Here is a 20,502-nt window from a genome sequence, read left to right as displayed (position 1 = left end):
GGCCCTGCCGGGCGACGACGGTTCCGTACGGGAGGAAAAGGCGCTGTCCGAGCGCCGGTTGCACCCCGTGACCCCGCTCCGGCGCGCCTGGGCGCCGGTCACGGTGATCGCCGGCTGGGCCGTCCACGACCCCAACCAGGCGCAGGAGCAACTGGCCAGACACACCACGACCGCGCTGCTCGTCGGACTCGCCGTGATCGTCCCGGGCGCCGCCCTCTACGGCTTTCTGAGCTGGTGGTTCACCCACTTCGCGGTGACCGACACCGAACTGCGCATCCGCACCGGCCTGTTGTTCCGCCGCACCGCGCACATCCGGCTCGAAAGGCTCCAGGCCGTCGACGTCACCCAGCCGCTGCTGGCCCGCGTCGCGGGCGTCGCCAAGCTCAAGCTCGATGTCGTCGGGGCGGACAAGAAGGACGAGCTGGCGTACCTGGGTGAGGGCGAGGCCCGGATGCTGCGCGCCGAACTCCTCGCCCGGGCCGCCGGTTTCGCGCCCGAGTCCGCCCACGAGGTCGGCGAGGCGCCGGTGCGGCGGCTGCTGCACGTCCCGCCCGGTGTCCTCGCCGTCTCCCTGGTGCTCACCGGCGCCACCTGGGGCTCCCTCGCCGCCGCTGTCGTCGTCCCCACGTTCCTGTGGCTCCTCACGCACAGCGTGTGGACGGTCCTCGCGACCGGACTGCCGCTGCTCGGCGCGGCGGGCGCGAGCAGCGTGGGACGGTTCGTCGGCGAGTACGACTGGACGGTGGGCGAGTCGCCCGACGGACTCCGCATCGACCACGGGCTCCTGGACCGCACGCACGAGACGGTGCCGCCCGGCCGCGTGCAGACCGTGCGGATCGTCGAACCCCTGCTGTGGCGGCGCCGCGGGTGGGTGCGCGTCGAACTGGACGTCGCCGGGTCCTCGAACTCGGTCCTCGTGCCCGTCGCTCCGCGCGAGGTCGCCGCGACCGTGATCGCCGCGGTGCTGCCCGGGGTGACCGTTCCGGTGTCCCTGGTCCGGCCGCCACGGCGGGCCGGCTGGTGCGTGCCGTTCTGGTGGCGCGGGTACGGACTCACCGTCACCGACACCGTCTTCGCGGCGCGCCACGGGCTGCTGCGGCGCAGCCTCTCCCTCGTCCCGCACGCGAAGGCGCAGAGCGTACGGCTGACGCAGGGGCCGTGGCAGCGCCTCAAGGGGCTCGCCGACGTCCACATCGACACCGGCGCCGACCAGACGGTCACGGCACGGCTGCGGGACGCCGCGGAGGCGGCGGAGCTCCTCCAGGCACAGGCGGACCGGTCCCGCACGGGGCGGCGGGAGGCCCGGCCGGACCGCTGGATGGCCTGAGGACGCACATGGCTGGACGGCCTGAGGACGCGCACGGCCGCGCGCCCATGAGCGGGCCGAGGCGGCGGACCGAAGGCCTGCGCCCGAAACGGAGTGAGGGCAGTGGCGTGATGCCACTGCCCTCACTCCGTCACGTCTGTCCGCCCGGGACACGGGCGGCTCAGGAAGCCGCGCTCCGCAGCCCCGTCAGGTCGATGTGCTCCGTCTCGTCGTGCGCGGTCAGGTCGATGACCTGGCGGCCGACTTCGCGGGAACCCTCGCTCGCGGGCTTGAACCCGGACTCGGCCTCGGCCTTGTGCAGGGCGAGCGCCTCCTGGCCGACCACGTCGGCCAGGTCCTCGTTCTGTACGGCTTCCATCGCGGCGGCGTCGGACGACTCCTTCTGCGTACCGAAGAAGTCGAACCCGCCCTCGACCGAGGGCCGTCGCACCGGCGCGGTGGGCGGCACGACGGCCACCGCCGTCGGCACGGTGAAGTGCCCGGACCGCTGGGCGGGCTTGGCGGAATGCGACGCCCTGGCCGGTTGCACCGCCTCGGCCTGGGCCGACCGGGCGGTTTCGGCGGCTGCGGCGGGCAGCGAAGGCTCGGCCTCGGCGGCCGCGCGCTGATGCTCGCCGGCCGCCTCGGGCTTCCCCTGCGCCCCACCCGCTTCCGCGACGGTGTCCGGGGGCGGACCCGCCTCGCCCGCCGAAGCACGCCTCGGGGGCTCACCGTTCACGGCCGCGTCCTTGGTCGCGGCCGCGTCCTTGGTCGCGACCGCACCCTTCCTCGCCGCCGCGTCCCTCTTCGCCGCCGCGTCCCTCTTCGCCGCCGCGTCCCTCTTGACGGCCGCGTCCAGCGCGGACTCGCCGCGCGCGGGCACATCGCTCAGGGGCTCGGCCGTCGCGGAGTCGGCGTCAGCATCGGAAACGGCATCGGAGTCCGGCTCCGGGTCCGAGTCCGAGTCGGGCAGCGCCAGGGCCACGGACCCCGGGGCCGTGTAGGCCTCGGCACCCTTCGCCTCCCGAGTGCCGCCGGCTATCCGGCTCAGCGCCGCACCGGCCCGCAGGAAGAGCGCCGACCCGGACGGAGAGAAGACCTCCGGAGACTCTTCGGCTTCGGCTTCGGCCTCCGCCTCGGCGCCGACCTCGGCCTCCGCCTTCGCGTCCGTGTCCGTGGAAGCCGTGTCGTCATCGGCCGTCGTGAAGGCCGCGATGGCGTCCGCTCCGCTCCCGGACACCGCGCCCTCGGAGTCACCCGACTCCTCGGACCCCTCGGACTCCTCCGGCTCCACGGACGCCTCGACGGCCTCGGGCGCGTCCGGCGAATCCACCGCGTCGGCGGAGCCCTCCGCGCCAGGGGATTCCGGCGTCTCCGAGGGATCCGGCGTCTCCTGCGCCTCCGGAGCCGTCCGAGCGGCCGGCAGGGCGCGCGTCGGCACCGCAGCCTCTATGGCGAGCTGCCTGCGGCCCTCCAGAGCGGTCGCCCGCTCCGTCTCCGCCGTCGCGTACCGCCGCAGCAGCGCCGCGTGTTCGTTGCGCAGGCCGGCCAGCTCGGTGCGCTTGGCGCGCAGCTTCTGCTCCAGCTTGACGCGCAGCTCCCGCGACTCGTCGAGGTCGGTCTCCAGTTCGGCGACACGCTCCTCATGGCGCCACTCGTCGCTCGCCCGCGCGCGCGTGAGGTCGGCGACGCGTTTACCCGCCGAGGTGTCCCAGCGGCGCATGACAACCGCACCGGCGACCGCCGTCGCCGCGGCACCCGCGGCCAGCACACGGAGCACGAACGCCTCCGTGAACAGCCAGGGCCCTACGGCGCAGACGAGCGACACGCCGGCGATCGCCGAAGGAGGCAGCACCCTGTGCAAGGGCGGGGAATGGCGGTGGCGTCCACGTGGCATGGCCAGAAACTTACCGCGCGTAGGCGAATCTTGGTGCCCCGCCCGGTAAAAACACAGTCACCCCGGAACGTTTGTCCCGTACCAGCCGTCGACAGGGCACACGTCTTGTCCCACAAGGCCCGTCACGACCCCCGGTCACTCCCGCTCCTCGATCAATTCCGCCGGCTCCGGACGGATCGCCGAATCGGAATCCTCGGGGCGCGGCATTGTCCCGAGGGGCGACATTTCTCCGTGCCCGGACGCCGAATTCGTCCGGCCCCCCGGCACGACACCACCCGCGACGCCGCCCACCCCCGCCCGGACCGCAACGGCCCGGCAGAACAGCGCAGGAGAGGCAGGTGAGGCGGGTGGCAGGTGAGGCAGGACAGGATCGGCAGGGCACGCGTCAGCGGTCGCTCAGCCGCCCGCTGATCCACTGGAGCGCCGCGGGGATCTCCCGCCGCCACGTGTTGAAGTTGTGACCGCCGCTGTCGAGGATGATCGACGAGATCCTGGTACGCCCGTTGGACTTCACGAGGTCTATGAAGTCCAGCGTTTCCTTGTAGTTGGATTCACCCGCCTTGCTGCTGCTGACGAGCAGTGAGGTGTCGGGTGCGGGCTTGTTCTTGAGATACCAGCGCAGGTCGGCGCTGTCGCGCAGTGCCTTGTCGCCGTGGAAGAGATCGCCCGTCGTCCGGTCGACCGCGGCCTTGTAATACGGCGACAGGCCCGCGCCGGCGGCGTACACCTCGGGGTGGTGGACGGCGAGCTTCAGCGCGCAGTACCCGCCCGTCGAGTCGCCGATGACGCCCCAGCTCCCGGGCTTCCGGCCCACCCTGTAGTGGGCCGATACGGCGTCGGGGAGGTCCTTGGCGAAGAAGGACTCGGTCTGCGGACCTCCGGGGACGTCCACGCACTCGGTGTCCCTCGGGGGCGCCACGGTCGGCCGCAGCATGACCAGGATCATCGGCTGGATCCTGCCGTCCTTGGCCAGCCGGTTCGCCGTCTGAGGGAAGTGCAGGGCCTTGATGAGCGCTTCAGCGGTGCCGGGATAGCCGGTCAGCACGGTAGTGGCCGGGAAGGTCCGGGTGCGGTACCGCGGCTGGAAGTACTCCGGCGGCAGATAGATGTACGCCGGTGTGGCGATATGGGTCGTACGGCCGATGATGTCGATCTTCTGGATCTGACCGCCGATCTGCGGCCGGGCCCCGCCCGAGACGCTCACCCGCCGGGTGTCCACCACACGGAGGGGACCGCCGCCCGGACCGCCCGCGCCGTTGTGGTCGACGACCACGCCCTCACCCCGCTCCCTGCCGAGGAGATCCGCCCAGCTGGCGTAGAACCCGAACGCCTGGTTGGCGCACAGCCCGACCGAGGCGAACAACGCCACCTGGGTGGCCAGCAGCAGGCCAACACGTCCGCCGACGGACCGCCAGGTGCGCCGGGCGAGCCGGGGCCACAACCACACCGTGCCGACGAACAGCAGCACGGCGAGCAGAACCGCCAGAACCAGCACCTTGTTGCTCGTGAGACCCATCGCCTGTTCCCGCCTGCGCTTTCCGTCCGGGCCCGTCCCGCTCTTCGCGAGTCCTTGCCCTGGACTTTCCTTGCCTTTTGAACCGGCTTTCCGGAGAGGAGTGAACCTGTCTCCCCAAGACACCGTCCTAGAGGGCGCAATGTCGCCGGATGCCGGATTGGCACCGGGTTCAAGGTCTCTCGCAGAACCACGGGATGCGATGTCTGTCAGGATAGATGGGGAATTGTCGGGCGAGGTTCCGGGCCGAACAGGCCGGACGCGGCGCATACTCCGCGGTCCGAGCCCCGAGGCCGTCCCCGCCCTGGTCGCCAGGGCCTGCTCACTCGTGGGTCTCCTGGACATCGCCGCGGGCGTGTTCCCGCGCTTCCGTCACAGCCGTATGCACGCCCTGGCCGAGGTGCTGCCCGGCTCGTTCGGCCCGTTCGCCGCGGCGCTCTCGCTCAGCGCCGGGGTGCTCCTGCTGCTGCTCGCCCATGGGCTGCGGCGCCGCAAACGGCGGGCGTGGCGCGCCGCGGTCGCGCTGCTCCCGGCAGGCGCCGTCGCGCAGTTCGCGTACCGCCACTCGGTGATCGGCGTCGTCATCTCGGCCGCGCTGCTCGCACCGCTGCTGCGCCACCGCGATGAGTTCACGGCCCTGCCCGATCCACGCAGCCGCTGGCGCGCGCTCGCCAACTTCGTTCTCATGGGCGCCGGTTCCCTGGCTCTCGGACTCGTCATCGTCAGCGTCCACGAGAACCGCATGATCGGCGACCCGAGCCTGGCCGACCGCATCAGCCACGTCCTGTACGGCCTGGTCGGCTTCGAAGGCCCCGTCGACTACGCCGGACCCACCTCCTGGACGGTCGCCTTCTCCCTGGGCGCCCTCGGCTGGCTGACCGCCGTCACCACCGTCTACTTCGCCTTCCGTCCCGAACACCCCGCCGCCCGCCTCACGGAGGACGACGAGACCCGGCTGCGCGTCCTTCTGGACAAGCACGGCGGCCGCGACTCCCTCGGCCACTTCGCGCTCCGCCGCGACAAGGCCGTCGTCTTCTCGCCCAGCGGCAAGGCCGCGGTGACCTACCGGGTCGTCTCCGGGGTGATGCTCGCCAGCGGCGACCCCATCGGCGACGTGGAGGCCTGGCCCGGTGCGATCGAACGCTTCATGGACGAGGCCAGGGCGCACTCCTGGACGCCCGCCGTCATGGGCTGCTCCGAGACGGGCGGCGAGGTGTGGACCCGCGAGACCGGCCTCGACGCCCTCGAACTGGGGGACGAGGCGGTGGTGGATGTCGCGGATTTCTCCCTCTGCGGACGCGCGATGCGAAACGTCCGCCAGATGGTGAAGCGCATCGAGCGGGCTGGTTACGAGACACGGGTACGGCGCATCCGTGACCTCGGAGAGGGAGAACTGGACCGGATACGGCGCGCCGCGGAGGACTGGCGCGGCACCGACACCGAACGCGGCTTCTCCATGGCGCTCGGCCGCATCGGCGACCCGTCCGACGGGAACTGCCTGGTCGCCACGGCGCACAAGACGGACGACCCGCCCGGCCCGTACGGCGACCTCAAGGCCGTCCTGCACTTCGTCCCGTGGGGCACGGACGGTGTGTCGCTCGACCTCATGCGGCGCGACCGCGCGGCCGACCCCGGCATGAACGAACTGCTCATCGTGGCGGCGCTCCAGGCGTCACCCCGCCTCGGCATCAACCGGATCTCGCTCAACTTCGCGATGTTCCGCGCGGCGCTCGCCCGCGGCGAGAAGATCGGCGCCGGGCCCGTGCTGCGCGCCTGGCGCGGACTGCTGGTCTTCCTGTCCCGCTGGTTCCAGATCGAGTCGCTGTACAAGTTCAACGCCAAGTTCCGCCCGCGCTGGGAGCCGCGCTTCGTCGTCTACGGCTCCTCCCGCGACCTCCCCCGCATCGGCTTCGCCGCCATGCAGGCGGAGGGCTTCGTGAACCTCGCCCTGCCGCGGGTGCTGCGCCGCCGCACACCGGCTCCGCGGCCGTGCTCGCACGCGGTGGCGGAGCGGGGGGTCAGAGCGGCGTAGCCGGCGTGCCGGGCGACGCCCCCGCCGAGGGGCCCGCTCGGACGGCCGGGACGGGTGGTGGGGCGGGAAACGGGCCGCGAAGCGGCCGAAGGCCCCAGCGGGCGGGCGACCCTCACCCGCGTACCGGGGACCGCTGAGACCGGCAGGGGGCGATTCCGCCCCTCGCAGGAGGCCTAGGCTGGACGTATGAGTATCGAGCGCGGGCGCGGCCGAGTCGCGGGACTGCCGACGTGGGACCGCTGCGCGGTCATGGGGGTCGTGAACGTCACCCCCGATTCCTTCTCCGACGGCGGCCACTGGTTCGACACGACGGCCGCGGTCAAGCACGGCCTGGAGCTCGTCGCCGAGGGCGCCGACCTCGTGGACGTGGGCGGCGAGTCCACCCGCCCCGGCGCCACCCGCGTCGACGAGGCGGAGGAGCTCAAGCGCGTCATCCCCGTCGTCCGCGGCCTCGCCTCCGAGGGCGTCACCGTCTCCGTGGACACCATGCGCGCCTCCGTCGCCGAGCAGTCCCTCGCCGCGGGCGCGGCCCTCGTCAACGACGTCAGCGGCGGCCTCGCGGACCCTGCGATGATCCCGGCCGTCGCGGCCGCGGGCGCCCCCTTCGTGGTCATGCACTGGCGCGGCTTCCTGGCGGGCGGGAACGTCCAGGGGGCGTACGCGGACGTGGTCTCCGAAGTCCTCGGCGAGCTGCACGCACGCGTGGAGGCCGTTCTGGCGGGCGGCATCGCCCCCGACCGCGTCGTCGTCGACCCCGGGCTCGGCTTCTCCAAGGACCCCGAGCACGACCTGGCCCTCCTGGCCCACCTCGACCGCCTCCGCGCCCTCGGCCACCCCCTGCTGGTCGCCGCCTCCCGCAAGCGTTTCCTCGGCCGCGTACTGGCCGGTCCCGAGGGCGCCCCGCCACCCGCGCGCGAGCGCGACGCCGCCACGGCCGCCGTCTCGGCGATCGCCGCCCAGCAGGGCGCCTGGGCGGTCCGCGTGCACGAGGTACGGGCCACCGCCGACGCCGTACGGGTCGCACGCGCCGTCGAGGGTGCCCGGACCGGCGGGGCATCGGGCTCCGCCGGCGGTCAGGCCGCAGAGGGAGCCCGGTGAGCACACCGCGTACCGACGTCGAGCAGGTCGAACTCGCCAACACCGCGTTCTACGAGGCACTGGAGCGGGGTGACTTCGAGGAACTGTCCTCGCTGTGGCTGGCCCCGCTGGACACGTCCGACGACGACTTCGAGGGCGAGGGCGCGGTCGTCTCCTGCGTCCACCCCGGCTGGCCCGTGCTCAACGGCCGCGGCGAAGTGCTCCGCTCGTACGCGCTGATCATGGCGAACACGGAGTACATCCAGTTCTTCCTCACCGACGTGCGCGTCTCCGTCTCCGGCGACACGGCCATGGTCACCTGCACCGAGAACATCCTCAGCGGCGGCCCGGCCCCCGACGACAGCGACGAGCTCGGCCCGCTCGTCGGCCAGCTGGTCGTCGCCACGAACGTGTTCCGCCGTACCGCCGACGGCTGGAAACTCTGGTCCCACCACGCCTCCCCCGTGCTGGCCGAATCCGGCGAGGAAGAGGACGAGGACACCGCCGGTTGAGTGGGGATACGGCCCGCAGGGACCAAAAGGTGGTTGGAATCACCAGCCCGGGGTAGGGGCGGCTACCAACCCGTGAGCCGCCGTGTTCCCCAGGGGAAACGCCCGGTGAAGCCTCGTTCCTTCGCCCGGGCGCCCGCCTCCGCGGGCGAACGTTGTCAGTGCCCGCAGGTAGATTCGTTCGAGGCCGGTGTGCCGACCGCATTCGGCGCATGACGGCCGTTACCGACGATTGCAGGAGTGATTCGCGTGGATCGTGTCGCGCTGCGCGGCCTCAAGGCCCGTGGGCACCATGGCGTCTTCCAGAAGGAACGCGAGGAGGGCCAGACCTTCATCGTGGATCTGACGCTGGGCCTGGACACCCGGCCGGCCGCGGCCGACGACGACCTGGCGAAGACCGTGCACTACGGCATCGTGGCGGAAGAGGTCGTCGCCGTCGTCGAGGGCGAGCCCGTCGATCTCATCGAGACGCTCGCCGAACGCATCGCCCAGACGTGTCTCAAGCACGACGGGGTCCTGGAGGTCGAGGTCTGCGTGCACAAACCGGACGCGCCGATCACGGTCCCGTTCGACGACGTGACCGTCACCATCATCCGGAGCCGGGTATGACCGCGTTCACCGAGGGTCAGAGCGACCCGACCGTACAGCCGGTGCCCGCCTCCGTGGTCGAGCAGGTGGACGCCGCGGACACGACCCTGTCCAACCCCAGGCGCGCGGTGATCTCCCTCGGTTCGAACCTGGGCAACCGCCTGGAGACGCTCCAGGGCGCCATCGACGCCCTGGAGGACACCCCCGGCGTCCGGGTCAAAGCGGTCTCCCCCGTCTACGAGACGGAGCCGTGGGGCGTCGAACCGGGCAGCCAGCCGTCGTACTTCAACGCGGTCGTGGTGCTCAGGACCACCCTCCCCCCGTCCTCGCTCCTGGAGCGGGCGCACGCGGTCGAGGAGGCCTTCCACCGCGTACGGGACGAGCGCTGGGGCCCGCGCACGATCGACGTGGACATCGTCGCGTACGCCGATGTCGTCTCCGACGACCCGGTGCTGACCCTCCCTCACCCGCGCGCCCACGAGCGGGCCTTCGTGCTCGCCCCCTGGCACGACGTGGATCCCGAGGCACAGCTCCCCGGCCGCGGTGCCGTCGCCCAGCTCCTCGCCGCGGTCACCCAGGACGGTGTCACGGCCCGCCCCGACCTGGAACTCCGGCTGCCCGAGTAGTCGTTAAGGTCAAGACGACCACACGCCGGCCGGCCCGACAGGGACCCGGCCACAGGCGGGCTACCGAAGGGGCAACGTGAAAGAGCTGCGCATCAGGACACTGGCCGCCGTGTTCGTGGTGGCCGGAGTGCTGTCCTGGGCGGGCGCCCGCCTGTGGAACGCGGTGGGCACGCTGCCCCGGGTCCCGCTGGCCGCCCCCATCGTCCTCGCCCTGATCGCGATCGTCCTTCTCGCGACGGCGCTCTCGCTGCGCGCCCGTCTCAAGGCGCAGCGCGAGCGCCGCCCCGGCGCCAAGGGCGTCGATCCGCTGATGGCCGCCCGCGCGGTCGTCTTCGGCCAGGCGAGCGCCCTGGTGGCCGCCCTGGTGGCGGGCATGTACGGCGGCGCGGGCGTCTTCCTCCTGGAATCCCTGGAGGTCCCCGCCCGCCGCGACCAGGCCATCTACGCCGGCCTCTCCGTCGTCGCCGGAATCGGCGTGATAGCGGCGGCCTTCTTCCTGGAGCGTGTCTGCAAGCTCCCGGAGGACGACGACGAGCACCACGGCGGCGCCGCTCCGGTGGCCTAGCCCCGAAGCAGGCGCGTCGACCCGTCCGCACCCGACCGGCGGCCCGTGTCCGGCGAGTGGACCGTGTGGGCCTGCCCGGCGTCCGTCCCCGGCTAGCGGGCCATGATGAGGCTCATCGCCTCGTTGCGCGTCGCGGCGTCCCGCAGTTGTCCGCGCACCGCCGACGTGATGGTCTTCGCGCCCGGCTTGCGGATGCCGCGCATGGACATGCACATGTGCTCGCACTCGACGACCACGATCACACCGCGCGGTTCCAGGATCTCCATCAGGGAGTCGGCGATCTGCGTCGTCAGCCGCTCCTGCACCTGGGGGCGCCGGGCGTAGACGTCGACCAGGCGGGCCAGTTTGGACAGGCCGGTGATCTTGCCGCTGGTGGCCGGGATGTAGCCCACGTGCGCGACACCCCTGAACGGCACCAGATGATGTTCGCAGGTACTGAAGACTTCGATGTCCTTCACCAGGACCATCTCGTCGTGTCCCAGGTCGAACGTCGTCGTCAGCACGTCCTCCGGCTGCTGCCACAGGCCCGCGAATATCTCCTTGTACGCCCGCGCCACCCGCCCCGGCGTCTCCCTCAGTCCCTCGCGGTCCGGGTCCTCGCCGACCGCGATCAGGAGCTCCCGTACGGCGTTCTCGGCACGCTTCTCGTCGAACTCACCGACAACTCCCTCGCCGTCCAGCGTCACGGGGTCGGTCATCTGGTCCTCGTTCCTGTGGATCCTGCGCGTGCCTCGACGCGTCCAAGATGTGCGGGCGCATGAAAATGCCGCGCCCCCCAGGCTAGAACCTGGGGGGCGCGGCATCCATTCCGGGCCTGGTGAGGCCGCCGGGAGCCGAACTATGTCAGCTCTCGGTACGGTCCTCCGGGGCCGCCTCCGTCGCCGGGACGGACTCCGTCGCGGTGGCGATGGCCGCCGTCGAGCCGTTCGCCCCGTTCGTCAGTGACAGCTCCTTGGGGGAGAGCACCGGCGGGCGGGTGGACGGCGTGCGACGGGAGGAGCCGGTCCACGCGGGACGGGCCGGGCGCTTCACGATGGGAGCGAAGACCTCGGCGATCTGCTCCTTGCTCAGCGTCTCCTTCTCCAGCAGCTGGAGCACGAGAGCGTCGAGGACGTCGCGGTTCTCGACCAGGATTTCCCAGGCCTCGTTGTGCGCGTTCTCGATGAGCTTCTTGACCTCTTCGTCGACGAGCGCGGCGACCTCTTCCGAGTAGTCGCGCGGGTGCGACATCTCCCGGCCCAGGAAGGGCTCGGTGTTGTCGCCGCCGAACTTGATCGCGCCGAGACGCTCGGTCATGCCGTACTGCGTGACCATCGCGCGAGCGGTGGTCGTGGCCTTCTCGATGTCGTTCGCGGCACCGGTGGTCGGGTCGTGGAAGACAAGCTCCTCGGCCGCGCGCCCGCCCAGCATGTATGCCAGCTGGTCGAGCATTTCGTTGCGGGTCGTGGAGTACCTGTCCTCGTCCGGCAGGACCATCGTGTAGCCGAGGGCACGGCCGCGCGAGAGGATCGTGATCTTGTGGACCGGGTCGGAGTTCGGGGAAGCCGCCGCGACGAGGGCGTGGCCGCCCTCGTGGTACGCGGTGATCTTCTTCTCCTTGTCCGACATGATCCGGGTCCGCTTCTGCGGGCCCGCGACCACACGGTCGATCGCCTCGTCCAGCATGTTGTTGTCGATCAGCTTCCCGTTGGCGCGCGCGGTGAGCAGCGCCGCCTCGTTCAGCACGTTCGACAGGTCGGCACCCGTGAAACCGGGGGTCCGACGCGCCACTGCGGACAGGTCGACGTCCGGAGCGACCGGCTTGCCCTTCTGGTGAACCTTGAGGATCTCCAGACGGCCCTGCATGTCCGGGCGGTCGACCGCGATCTGGCGGTCGAAGCGGCCGGGGCGCAGGAGGGCCGGGTCGAGGATGTCGGGCCGGTTGGTGGCGGCGATCAGGATGACGCCGCCCTTCACGTCGAAGCCGTCCATCTCGACGAGCAGCTGGTTGAGGGTCTGCTCGCGCTCGTCGTGACCGCCGCCGAGGCCGGCACCGCGATGGCGGCCGACCGCGTCGATCTCGTCGACGAAGACGATCGCCGGGGCGTTCGCCTTGGCCTGCTCGAACAGGTCACGGACCCGGGAGGCACCGACACCGACGAACATCTCGACGAAGTCGGAACCGGAGATGGAGTAGAAGGGAACGCCGGCCTCACCCGCGACAGCGCGTGCGAGCAGCGTCTTGCCCGTACCAGGAGGCCCGTAGAGCAGGACGCCCTTGGGGATCTTCGCTCCGACGGCCTGGAACTTCGCCGGCTCCTGGAGGAACTCCTTGATCTCGTGGAGCTCTTCGACAGCCTCGTCCGAGCCCGCGACGTCCGCGAACGTCGTCTTGGGGGTGTCCTTGGTGATGAGCTTCGCCTTGGACTTCCCGAAGTTCATGACCCGGGAGCCGCCACCCTGCATCTGATTCATCAGGAACAGGAAGACGACGACGATGAGGACGAAGGGAAGCAGAGACAGCAGGATGCCCACGAAGGGGTTCTGCTTGGACGGAGCGACGGTGTAGCCGTCCGGGATCTGCTTGTTCTCGTACTTGTTCTGGAGTGTGTTGGCCAGGGTCACGCCCTGGTCGCCGATGTAGCTCGCCTGGATCTTCGAGCTGTCGTCAACCTTCTCGCCGTCCTTCAGCGAGACCTTGATGACCTGCTCGTCGCCAGTGGTGATCTTGGCCGACTCGACCTGGTTGTCATTGATCGCCTTGACGACCTGGCCGGTGTCCACCGTCTTGTAGCCGCCGGACGAACCGACGACCTGCATCAACACGACCACGGCAAGGACGGCCAGCACGATCCACATGACCGGCCCACGGAAGTATCGCTTCACGTCCATCCATACGGAGCGGTGTCGCCCCGTCCCTCCTGCCATAGTGAGTTTGATAAAGACTGTTCTTCGGACGGTACCCCAGCATTGTCACCCGAAGCCGCAGGGGACTGCTGGCAATCCCCTCCATGCATGCTCCAACGGCGCGAACCCCGCTGGGGTTCCCGAACGTCCTACAAGGACTGAGCCGCCCTCAGAAAGGGGGCGCTCAGCCGCCGTAGACGTGAGGCGCGAGCGTACCGACGAACGGGAGGTTGCGGTACTTCTCGGCGTAGTCGAGGCCGTACCCGATGACGAACTCGTTCGGGATGTCGAAGCCGACCCACTCCACGTCGATCGCGACCTTGGCCGCGTCCGGCTTGCGCAGCAGCGTGCACACCTTGAGCGAGGCGGGCTCGCGGGAGCCGAGGTTGGAGATCAGCCAGGACAGGGTCAGCCCGGAGTCGATGATGTCCTCGACGATCAGGACGTGCTTGCCCTTGATGTCGGTGTCGAGGTCCTTGAGGATCCGCACCACGCCGGAGGACTGGGTGCCCGCGCCGTACGACGACACGGCCATCCAGTCCATGGTGACGGGGGTGGACAGCGCACGCGCGAGGTCCGCCATGACCATCACGGCGCCCTTGAGCACTCCGACGATCAGCAGGTCCTTGCCCGCGTACTCCGCGTCGATCTTCGCGGCCAGCTCAACCAGCTTCGCGTCGATCTCTTCCTTGGTGATGAGCACCGACTTGAGGTCGGTGCCCATGTCTTTCGCGTCCACCCGCATCACTTTCGGTCGTCCGTCCCACTTTTTTGGGCTCGTTCACCTACGGGGCGCCTCTGCAACTGGCGGTCCCCTTCGGCTCACCCGCGCACGGCCGCTCGGACCGCCCGCGACCCGAGTGAAGGGGTCCCGGGGAGCCGCGTGAGCGGCCCCGGTGCAGGGTCCGGTTTCAGCCTTGCCGAATCACCAGTCTGCCACCCTGGCGCTGAGCGACGACTTTGCCCGGGAGATTGATGGCCCCCTGACCGCGCCATCCGGTGATCAGCCGGTCGATTTCCTCGATGTGGCGGGCGAACAGCGAACCGGCCGGAGCGCCCGCCTCGATGGCCGCGCGGCGCAGGATCCGGCGGCGTACGGCGGGCGGCAGGGCGTAGAGCTTGGCGCACTCCAGGAGGCCGGCGGCGTCGCGCACGGACGCCTCCGCCTGGCTGGCCCACGCGTCGAGGGCGTCGGCATCGTCCCGGGAGAGCTGGGCCGTACGGGCGAGTGCCTCGACGACTCCCTTGCCGAGCGCCTTCTCCAGGGCGGGCAGGCCCTCGTGGCGGAGCCGGGAGCGGGTGTAGGCCGGATCGGCGTTGTGCGGGTCGTCCCAGACGGGCAGCGACTGGACCATGCACGCCTTGCGGGCGGTCTGCCGGTCCAGGTGCAGGAAGGGACGGCGGTAGCGGCCGTCGGCCCCCGAGACCGCGGCCATTCCGGACAGGGAGCGGATGCCGGAGCCGCGGGCGAGGCCCAGCAGGACCGTCTCTGCCTGATCGTCGCGGGTGTGGCCGAGGAGGACCGCGGTGGCGCCATGGCGCTCGGCGGCGGAGTCCAGGGCGGCGTACCGGGCGTCGCGGGCGGCGGCCTCGGGGCCTCCGTCGCGGCCGACGGTGACGGCGATGGACTCGGCCGGGGCGAGCCCCAGCTCGGTGAGGCGCAGCACGACTTCGTCGGCGCGCAGGTCGGAGCCGGGCTGCAGACCGTGGTCGACGGTGATGCCACCGGCGCGGATGCCGACTTTGGGGGCTTCGAAGGCGAGGGCGGAGGCGAGCGCCATGGAGTCGGCGCCGCCGGAGCACGCGACGAGCACGAGCGGCGCGGGGGGCGCCTCCCCGCCCGGTCGCGGCAGGGAGCTCGCGACAGGTTCGCCGTGCGGGGGCCTGGCGGGCGCGGGCATGCTGCGTCGTGTTCCGGGCGCGGGTACACGCTCCGCGTCGGGCGCGCAGGGGCGCGCGGCACCGCGTGCGGGCGTGCGCCGGGTGTCGGGGGTGGGCGGTTGCTCGGTGAGGATGTCGTGGAGTACGCGGCGGACCGCCAGGCGTATCGCCGCGACCGCAGGATGGGGACCCATGTCCGGTTCCCTTCATGAAGTTTTCGGGGGGTTAGCCCGGGATCGGTCACTCAGAGTGTGTCGATGGTGACAGAACCGGGGCGTTCCCCGAGCATTGCACGCCTACCCATGCCCCACGGTCCCTCGGACGGGTGATTGGAGGGGCGTTTGCCTGCCATCGGCCGGATTCGTTTCACGACCGTCCCGTAAGGTTCACGACTCCGCCTTGCGGTGCACCCGCGCGACCCAGTCCGCCGGTTTGGCGATCTCCGCCTTCGTCGGGAGCGTGTTCGGAGAGGTCCACACACGGTTGAAGCCGTCCATGCCGACCTCGTCGACGACCGCCCGTACGAACCGCTCGCCGTCCCTGTACTGCCGGAGTTTGGCGTCCAGGCCGAGCAGCTTGCGCAGGGCGAGGTCCAGGCGGGAGGCGCCCCTGGCGCGGCGCTGCTGGAATTTCTCGCGGATCTCGGCGACGGAGGGCACCACGGCGGGTCCGACGCCGTCCATCACGAAGTCGGCGTGGCCCTCGAGGAGGGACATGACGGCGGTGAGCCTGCCGAGGATCTCCCGCTGCGCGGGCGTCTGGACGATTTCCACAAGGGAACGGCCTCCGTCGTCCTCCTCGGTGTCCGGGCGGGAGCCGGCGAGCGACTGGGCGGCTTCCCGGATGCGTTCCAGGACGGTCATCGGGTCGACTTCGGTCTCCCCCAAGAAAGACTGGATTTCGCCCTCCAGGTGGTCGCGCAGCCAGGGCACGGCCGTGAACTGGGTGCGGTGCGTCTCTTCGTGGAGGCACACCCACAGGCGGAAGTCATGTGGCTGGACGTCGAGTTCGCGCTCCACGTGCACGATGTTCGGGGCGACCAGCAGGAGCCTGCCGCCGCCGTTGCCCGAGCCGGTGGGGCCTCCGGCGGGCAGGTCCCGGGTCGCGGGGGCGAACGTCTCGTACTGCCCGAGGACCCTCGACGACAGGAACGACAGCAGCATGCCCAGCTCGACACCGGTGACCTTGCCGCCGACTGCGCCGAGGACGGCTCCGCCCGGGGAGCCGCCGCGCCGTTCCTGCATCTTGTCCAGGAGGGGCTTGAGGATCTCCCGGAACCCGGCGACGTTCGCCCGGACCCAGCCGGGGCGGTCGACGACGAGGACGGGGGTGTCGTGCACGATGTCGTCACCCATACGGGTAAAGCCCCGGACGTGTTCCTCCGAGGCCTTGGCGTGCCGGCGCAGCTCCGCGACGATGGCGCGGGCCTCGTCACGGCTCACCTCGGGGCCCGGCCGTACGAGTCGGGTCGCGGTCGCCACCGCGAGATTCCAGTCGACCATCCCAGTAGATGCAGCACCACCGATGCTCGTCATGCGTCAACCGTACGTGAGCGGGTCCGGCTGCGGTGAGGGGTACGGCGCCGTATGCCCCCGGGCGAGGGGCCGATGGTGCTCCTGGTGCTCGCGGGTCGGGCGGGTCGCACTCTCCCGGCGTGCGGCTACCGGCAGCCGCACGCCGCCAGTGCCGTCGCCGTGTGGTCCAACGCCGCCCGCGCCTCCAGGGGGTTCGGGGGGTGGGCCTCGTCGGAGGTCAGGAAGGCGAAGGCCAGGAGCCGGCCGTCCTTGTCGACGACGGTGCCGGCGAGGGTGTTGACGCCGGTCAGTGTCCCGGTCTTGGCCCGGACGAGGCCGGTGGCGGTGGGGGCGTCGGCGTACCGGGTGCTGAGGGTGCCGGTGAAGCCGGCGACGGGCAGACCGGTGAGGACCGAGCGGAGTTCGGGGTGGGCCGGGTCGCCGGCCTTGGCCAGCAGGGCGGCGAGCAGGTCGGCGGAGAGCTTGTCGGCGCGGTTCAGACCGCTGCCGTCCGCGAACTGCGCGCCGGACAGCGGGAGTCCCAGCTTCTTCAGCTGGGCGCGGATCGCCTTCGCGTCGCCCGCGAAGCTGGGTTCCTCGCCGGTGGCGAGGGCGACCTGGCGGGCCAGTGCCTCCGCGATGTCGTTGTCGCTGTTGGTCAGCATCCGCTCGACCAGGGCGGACAGCGGCGGCGAGGAGACGGAGGCGAGGGCCTGCGAGCGGCTCGTCGCCTTCGAGGGGCCGGGCGATGTCGTCCTGATGCCGCGGTCGTGCAGCAGGTCCGCGAACTTCCGCGCGGCGTCCGCCGCCGGGTCCGGGGCACGCCCGGCCGTCCCGCTGGTCGTGTCGTCCTGGCGGCCCTCGTCGACCATCAGCGCGGTGACCTTCGCGATGTTCTCGTTGACGCCGATGGGGTGAAGGTCGGGGCCGGTGTACAGCGAGGTGTCGTAGGAGAGCGTCACGTGGTCCATGTGACGGGCCTTCAGGGCGGTGGCCGTCTTCTCGGCGAGGGTGCGCAGGTCCGCCCAGCCGTCGGCGGGCTTGCGGGCGGTCAGCGTCGGGTCGCCGCCGCCGACGAGCACGAGCTCCTTGGTGTCGGGCTCGAGGACCGTACGGGTCTGGATGCGGTGGTCGGGGCCGGGCGCCGTGAGGGCGGCGACGGCGGTGGCGATCTTCGTGGTGGACGCCGGTGTCTGGACCTCGTCGGCGCCCTTGCCGTAGAGCCGCTCGCCGGTCGCCACGTCGACCACGACGGCGGTGCGCAGCGAGCCGAGGACCGGATTGTCCAGGAGCGGGTCGAGGACGGCCGCGAGGGCCTTCTCGGCGGGCGCGGGCACGGCGCTCGCGGAACCGCCGAGTCCGGCCAGGACGGAGGCGGCACTGGGGGCGGGCCGGGGTGACGTTCGGGGCGTACCGGATTTACGTGCGTGATCTGTGCCACCCTCCGGCGCCCGCGATGCGGCCCAGTCGCGCTCGGCCGTACGCTGACCGGTGGAGTCCCAGGGACCGGCCGCGGTCACCGCCCCGGCCGCGAGGGCCAGGCCCACGGTGGCCGCGACGGCCGTGAGCTGCGGTGTCGTGAACCGAACGGCACGCGGCCGCATGGCTCGGGTGACCCGCGCCACATGCGGTTTCACCGTTCGCGCGACCCGCACCACATGCGGTCTCGCGGCCCGCCAAGCCCTCAGCTCTGGCACGACCACCAGCCCCTTTCGCGATCACCCACCTGCGTGAGGGACACTTAACCACCAGAACTATGTGCTGATCATGGAGGAGCCACCGGTGGAGTTCGACGTCACGATCGAGATTCCGAAGGGTTCACGGAACAAGTACGAGGTGGACCACGAGACCGGTCGGATCCGTCTGGACCGTCGACTCTTCACCTCGACCAGCTACCCGGCCGACTACGGCTTCGTCGAGAACACCCTCGGCGAGGACGGCGACCCGCTGGACGCCCTGGTCATCCTGGACGAGCCGACCTTCCCGGGTTGCCTCATCCAGTGCCGCACGATCGGCATGTTCCGTATGACGGACGAGGCCGGCGGCGACGACAAGCTGCTGTGCGTCCCGGCGCACGACCCGCGTGTGGAGCACCTGCGCGACATCCACCACGTGTCGGAGTTCGACCGCCTGGAGATCCAGCACTTCTTCGAGGTCTACAAGGACCTGGAGCCGGGCAAGTCCGTCGAGGGCGCCAACTGGGTCGGCCGCACCGAGGCCGAGGCCGAGATCGAGCGTTCCTACAAGCGCCTCAAGGATCAGGGCGGTCACTGACCTCCCCCCTCGGGTGGTCACTGACCTCCCCCGCTTCCGAACGGGCCGCGTGATCCCCATGGGGGTCGCGCGGCCCGTTCGTGTATCCGTACGCATACTGAGGCATACGGAAGGCAAGTAGGAGAACCACACAGACGCGAAAGGCGAGGCTGGAGTTGGTGGCGGACCCGGAAGCGGAAGACCGCAAGCCGCAGTCGGACGAGGCGAGGAGTGCTTTCAGCCCGCCCGCAGGTATGGCGGCGCCGGGACCGGCGGTGGCCGACGAGGAGTCGTCGACGACGTCGGAGTTCGCGCTCCCCCAAGGCCTCGACGCCCTGCAGCCGCCCGGGGCGGAGCAGGAGGGCTCGGCGTTCAGCACCCCGCGCACCTACAGCGCCAGGCAGGCGCCGCCCGCCTTCACACCGGCGACCGGAATACCCCTGGTCAGCCTGACCAAGGACGCGCCGTGGCAGGACCGGATGCGCACGATGCTGCGTATGCCGGTGACCGAGCGGCCCGCGCCCGAACCGGTGCACAAGGAGGACGAGTCGGGGCCCGCCGTCCCGCGCGTGCTCGACCTGACCCTGCGCATCGGCGAGCTGCTGCTCGCGGGCGGTGAGGGCGCCGAGGACGTGGAGACGGCGATGTTCGCCGTCTGCCGGTCCTACGGGCTGGACCGCTGCGAGCCGAACGTCACCTTCACCCTGCTGTCGATCTCGCATCAGCCGTCCCTGGTGGACGACCCGGTGACGGCGTCACGGACCGTGCGCCGCCGGGGCACCGACTACACGCGCCTGGGGGCCGTCTACCGGCTCGTCGACGATCTGAGCGACCCGGAGACCGCGATCTCCCTGGAGGAGGCCTACGGGCGCCTCGCGGAGATGCGGCGCAACCGTCACCCGTACCCCGGCTGGGTGCTGACCGCCTCCGGCGGATTGCTCGCCGGCGCGGCCTCCGTCCTCGTCGGCGGTGACGCGATCGTGTTCGTCGCCGCGGCGCTCGGCGCGATGCTCGGCGACCGGCTCGCGTGGCTGTGCGCGGGGCGCGGGCTGCCGGAGTTCTACCAGTTCACGGTGGCCGCGATGCCACCCGCCGCGATAGGGGTCGCGCTCACGCTGGCGCACGTCGATGTGAACGCCTCCGCGGTGATCACCGGTGGGCTCTTCGCGCTGCTGCCGGGGCGGGCGCTCGTCGCGGGGGTGCAGGACGGGCTGACCGGCTTCTACATCACCGCGTCCGCGCGGCTGCTCGAAGTCATGTACTTCTTCGTGGGGATCGTCTCCGGCGTCCTGCTGGTGCTCTATTTCGGCGTGAAGCTGGGCACGCAGCTCAACCCGGACGCGGCGCTGAGCCTCTCCGAGCGGCCGTTGCTCCAGATCGCCGCTTCCATGCTGCTGTCGCTCACCTTCGCGATCCTGCTCCAGCAGGAACGGTCGACGGTCCTCGCGGTGACCCTCAACGGCGGCGTGGCCTGGTCGGTGTACGGGGCGATGCACTACGCGGGCGGCATCTCGCCGGTGGCCTCCACGGCCGTCGCCGCGGGCCTGGTGGGTCTCTTCGGGCAGCTGCTCTCGCGCTACCGGTTCGCGTCCGCGCTGCCGTACACGACCGCAGCGATCGGGCCCCTGCTGCCCGGTTCGGCGACCTACTTCGGTCTGCTGTCGATCGCCCAGAACGAGGTCGACAAGGGCCTCGTGTCGCTCACCAAGGCGGCGGCCCTCGCCATGGCCATCGCGATCGGCGTGAACCTGGGTTCGGAGATCTCCCGGCTGTTCCTGCGCCTGCCGGGCGGCTCCGCCGGGGGGCGGCGGGCCGCCAAGCGGACACGCGGCTTCTGAGAACCGGACGCGCGAGG

At 71.2% G+C, this 20,502-nt stretch carries 17 protein-coding genes; 9 read left to right on the top strand and 8 right to left on the bottom strand.

All coding sequences use genetic code 11. The features are described 5' to 3' along the window. Window positions 1-4 precede the first annotated feature (4 nt). The gene (locus ACWD68_RS24140) at window positions 5-1,327 is read left to right on the top strand and encodes a PH domain-containing protein (RefSeq protein ID WP_451808555.1); all 1,323 of its coding nucleotides are present in this window, start codon (window positions 5-7) and stop codon (window positions 1,325-1,327) included. 160 nt (window positions 1,328-1,487) lie between these two features. Here the strand turns inward: ACWD68_RS24140 and ACWD68_RS24135 are convergent, their stop codons facing one another. Next, a complete protein-coding gene (locus tag ACWD68_RS24135) occupies window positions 1,488-3,203 on the bottom strand; it encodes a hypothetical protein (protein WP_451808511.1) in 1,716 nt (571 codons plus the stop codon). 385 nt (window positions 3,204-3,588) lie between these two features. Then, window positions 3,589-4,719: an alpha/beta hydrolase gene (locus ACWD68_RS24130; RefSeq protein ID WP_451808510.1), complete on the bottom strand. Its 1,131-nt coding sequence runs from the start codon at window positions 4,717-4,719 to the stop codon at window positions 3,589-3,591. Between the two features lie 223 nt (window positions 4,720-4,942). On the opposite strand from ACWD68_RS24130, the gene ACWD68_RS24125 reads away from it, so the two are divergent. From ACWD68_RS24125 to ACWD68_RS24100, 6 genes are all read left to right on the top strand, one after another. Then, window positions 4,943-6,748: a phosphatidylglycerol lysyltransferase domain-containing protein gene (locus tag ACWD68_RS24125; protein WP_451808509.1), complete on the top strand. Its 1,806-nt coding sequence runs from the start codon at window positions 4,943-4,945 to the stop codon at window positions 6,746-6,748. Window positions 6,749-6,934: 186 nt separating this feature from the next. Beyond that, window positions 6,935-7,846 (top strand): dihydropteroate synthase, encoded by a 912-nt coding sequence (gene folP / locus ACWD68_RS24120; RefSeq protein WP_451808508.1) that lies wholly within the window; start codon window positions 6,935-6,937, stop codon window positions 7,844-7,846. Then, window positions 7,843-8,337 carry a nuclear transport factor 2 family protein gene (locus ACWD68_RS24115; protein WP_451808507.1) on the top strand — a complete coding sequence of 165 codons (495 nt, stop codon included), beginning with the start codon at window positions 7,843-7,845 and terminating at the stop codon, window positions 8,335-8,337. The genes folP and ACWD68_RS24115 overlap by 4 nt, the downstream gene beginning before the upstream one ends. A 246-nt stretch (window positions 8,338-8,583) precedes the next feature. Then, entirely contained in the window at window positions 8,584-8,943 is a 360-nt protein-coding gene (folB, locus tag ACWD68_RS24110; RefSeq protein ID WP_451808506.1) for a dihydroneopterin aldolase, read from the top strand. Continuing rightward, window positions 8,940-9,548, top strand: a complete 609-nt coding sequence (gene folK, locus ACWD68_RS24105; RefSeq protein ID WP_451808505.1) for a 2-amino-4-hydroxy-6-hydroxymethyldihydropteridine diphosphokinase — start codon at window positions 8,940-8,942, stop codon at window positions 9,546-9,548. The genes folB and folK overlap by 4 nt, the downstream gene beginning before the upstream one ends. Before the next feature lie 76 nt (window positions 9,549-9,624). Next, entirely contained in the window at window positions 9,625-10,113 is a 489-nt protein-coding gene (locus ACWD68_RS24100; RefSeq protein WP_451808504.1) for a DUF3180 domain-containing protein, read from the top strand. A 92-nt stretch (window positions 10,114-10,205) separates the two neighbouring features. Here the strand turns inward: ACWD68_RS24100 and folE are convergent, their stop codons facing one another. From folE to dacB, 6 genes are all read right to left on the bottom strand, one after another. Then, on the bottom strand, window positions 10,206-10,811 hold the full coding sequence (folE, locus tag ACWD68_RS24095; protein WP_451808503.1) for a GTP cyclohydrolase I FolE: 606 nt from the start codon (window positions 10,809-10,811) through the stop codon (window positions 10,206-10,208). Window positions 10,812-10,956: 145 nt separating this feature from the next. Continuing rightward, on the bottom strand, window positions 10,957-12,984 hold the full coding sequence (gene ftsH / locus ACWD68_RS24090) for an ATP-dependent zinc metalloprotease FtsH (RefSeq protein WP_451808502.1): 2,028 nt from the start codon (window positions 12,982-12,984) through the stop codon (window positions 10,957-10,959). A 199-nt stretch (window positions 12,985-13,183) separates the two neighbouring features. Beyond that, window positions 13,184-13,744, bottom strand: a complete 561-nt coding sequence (hpt, locus tag ACWD68_RS24085; RefSeq protein WP_261704688.1) for a hypoxanthine phosphoribosyltransferase — start codon at window positions 13,742-13,744, stop codon at window positions 13,184-13,186. Window positions 13,745-13,910: 166 nt separating this feature from the next. Beyond that, window positions 13,911-15,074 carry a tRNA lysidine(34) synthetase TilS gene (tilS, locus tag ACWD68_RS24080; RefSeq protein WP_451808501.1) on the bottom strand — a complete coding sequence of 388 codons (1,164 nt, stop codon included), beginning with the start codon at window positions 15,072-15,074 and terminating at the stop codon, window positions 13,911-13,913. Between the two features lie 192 nt (window positions 15,075-15,266). Beyond that, window positions 15,267-16,415: a zinc-dependent metalloprotease gene (locus ACWD68_RS24075; protein ID WP_451808500.1), complete on the bottom strand. Its 1,149-nt coding sequence runs from the start codon at window positions 16,413-16,415 to the stop codon at window positions 15,267-15,269. Window positions 16,416-16,540: 125 nt separating this feature from the next. Further along, complete coding sequence (dacB, locus tag ACWD68_RS24070; RefSeq protein ID WP_451808499.1) at window positions 16,541-18,097, bottom strand: D-alanyl-D-alanine carboxypeptidase/D-alanyl-D-alanine endopeptidase; 1,557 nt, start codon at window positions 18,095-18,097, stop codon at window positions 16,541-16,543. Between the two features lie 79 nt (window positions 18,098-18,176). Between dacB and ACWD68_RS24065 the strand changes: the two genes are divergently transcribed. Both ACWD68_RS24065 and ACWD68_RS24060 read left to right on the top strand, forming a co-directional pair. Then, window positions 18,177-18,668 (top strand): inorganic diphosphatase, encoded by a 492-nt coding sequence (locus ACWD68_RS24065; RefSeq protein ID WP_266761211.1) that lies wholly within the window; start codon window positions 18,177-18,179, stop codon window positions 18,666-18,668. Between the two features lie 158 nt (window positions 18,669-18,826). Next, on the top strand, window positions 18,827-20,485 hold the full coding sequence (locus ACWD68_RS24060) for a threonine/serine ThrE exporter family protein (protein WP_451808498.1): 1,659 nt from the start codon (window positions 18,827-18,829) through the stop codon (window positions 20,483-20,485). Window positions 20,486-20,502: the final 17 nt, after the last annotated feature.

This window comes from Streptomyces sp. NPDC005141, assembly GCF_053599975.1.
This window is presented reverse-complemented; position numbering and strand designations above follow the sequence as displayed.

Bases quoted from the DNA above. Each gene is read 5' to 3' on its own strand.
- ACWD68_RS24135 (WP_451808511.1), bottom strand. From the start codon at position 3,203: ATGCCACGTGGACGCCACCGCCATTCCCCGCCCTTGCACAGGGTGCTG.
- ACWD68_RS24130 (WP_451808510.1), bottom strand. From the start codon at position 4,719: ATGGGTCTCACGAGCAACAAGGTGCTGGTTCTGGCGGTTCTGCTCGCC.
- folP (WP_451808508.1), top strand. From the start codon at position 6,935: ATGAGTATCGAGCGCGGGCGCGGCCGAGTCGCGGGACTGCCGACGTGG.
- folK (WP_451808505.1), top strand. From the start codon at position 8,940: ATGACCGCGTTCACCGAGGGTCAGAGCGACCCGACCGTACAGCCGGTG.
- folE (WP_451808503.1), bottom strand. From the start codon at position 10,811: ATGACCGACCCCGTGACGCTGGACGGCGAGGGAGTTGTCGGTGAGTTC.
- ftsH (WP_451808502.1), bottom strand. From the start codon at position 12,984: ATGGACGTGAAGCGATACTTCCGTGGGCCGGTCATGTGGATCGTGCTG.
- hpt (WP_261704688.1), bottom strand. From the start codon at position 13,744: ATGCGGGTGGACGCGAAAGACATGGGCACCGACCTCAAGTCGGTGCTC.
- tilS (WP_451808501.1), bottom strand. From the start codon at position 15,074: ATGGGTCCCCATCCTGCGGTCGCGGCGATACGCCTGGCGGTCCGCCGC.
- ACWD68_RS24075 (WP_451808500.1), bottom strand. From the start codon at position 16,415: ATGACGAGCATCGGTGGTGCTGCATCTACTGGGATGGTCGACTGGAAT.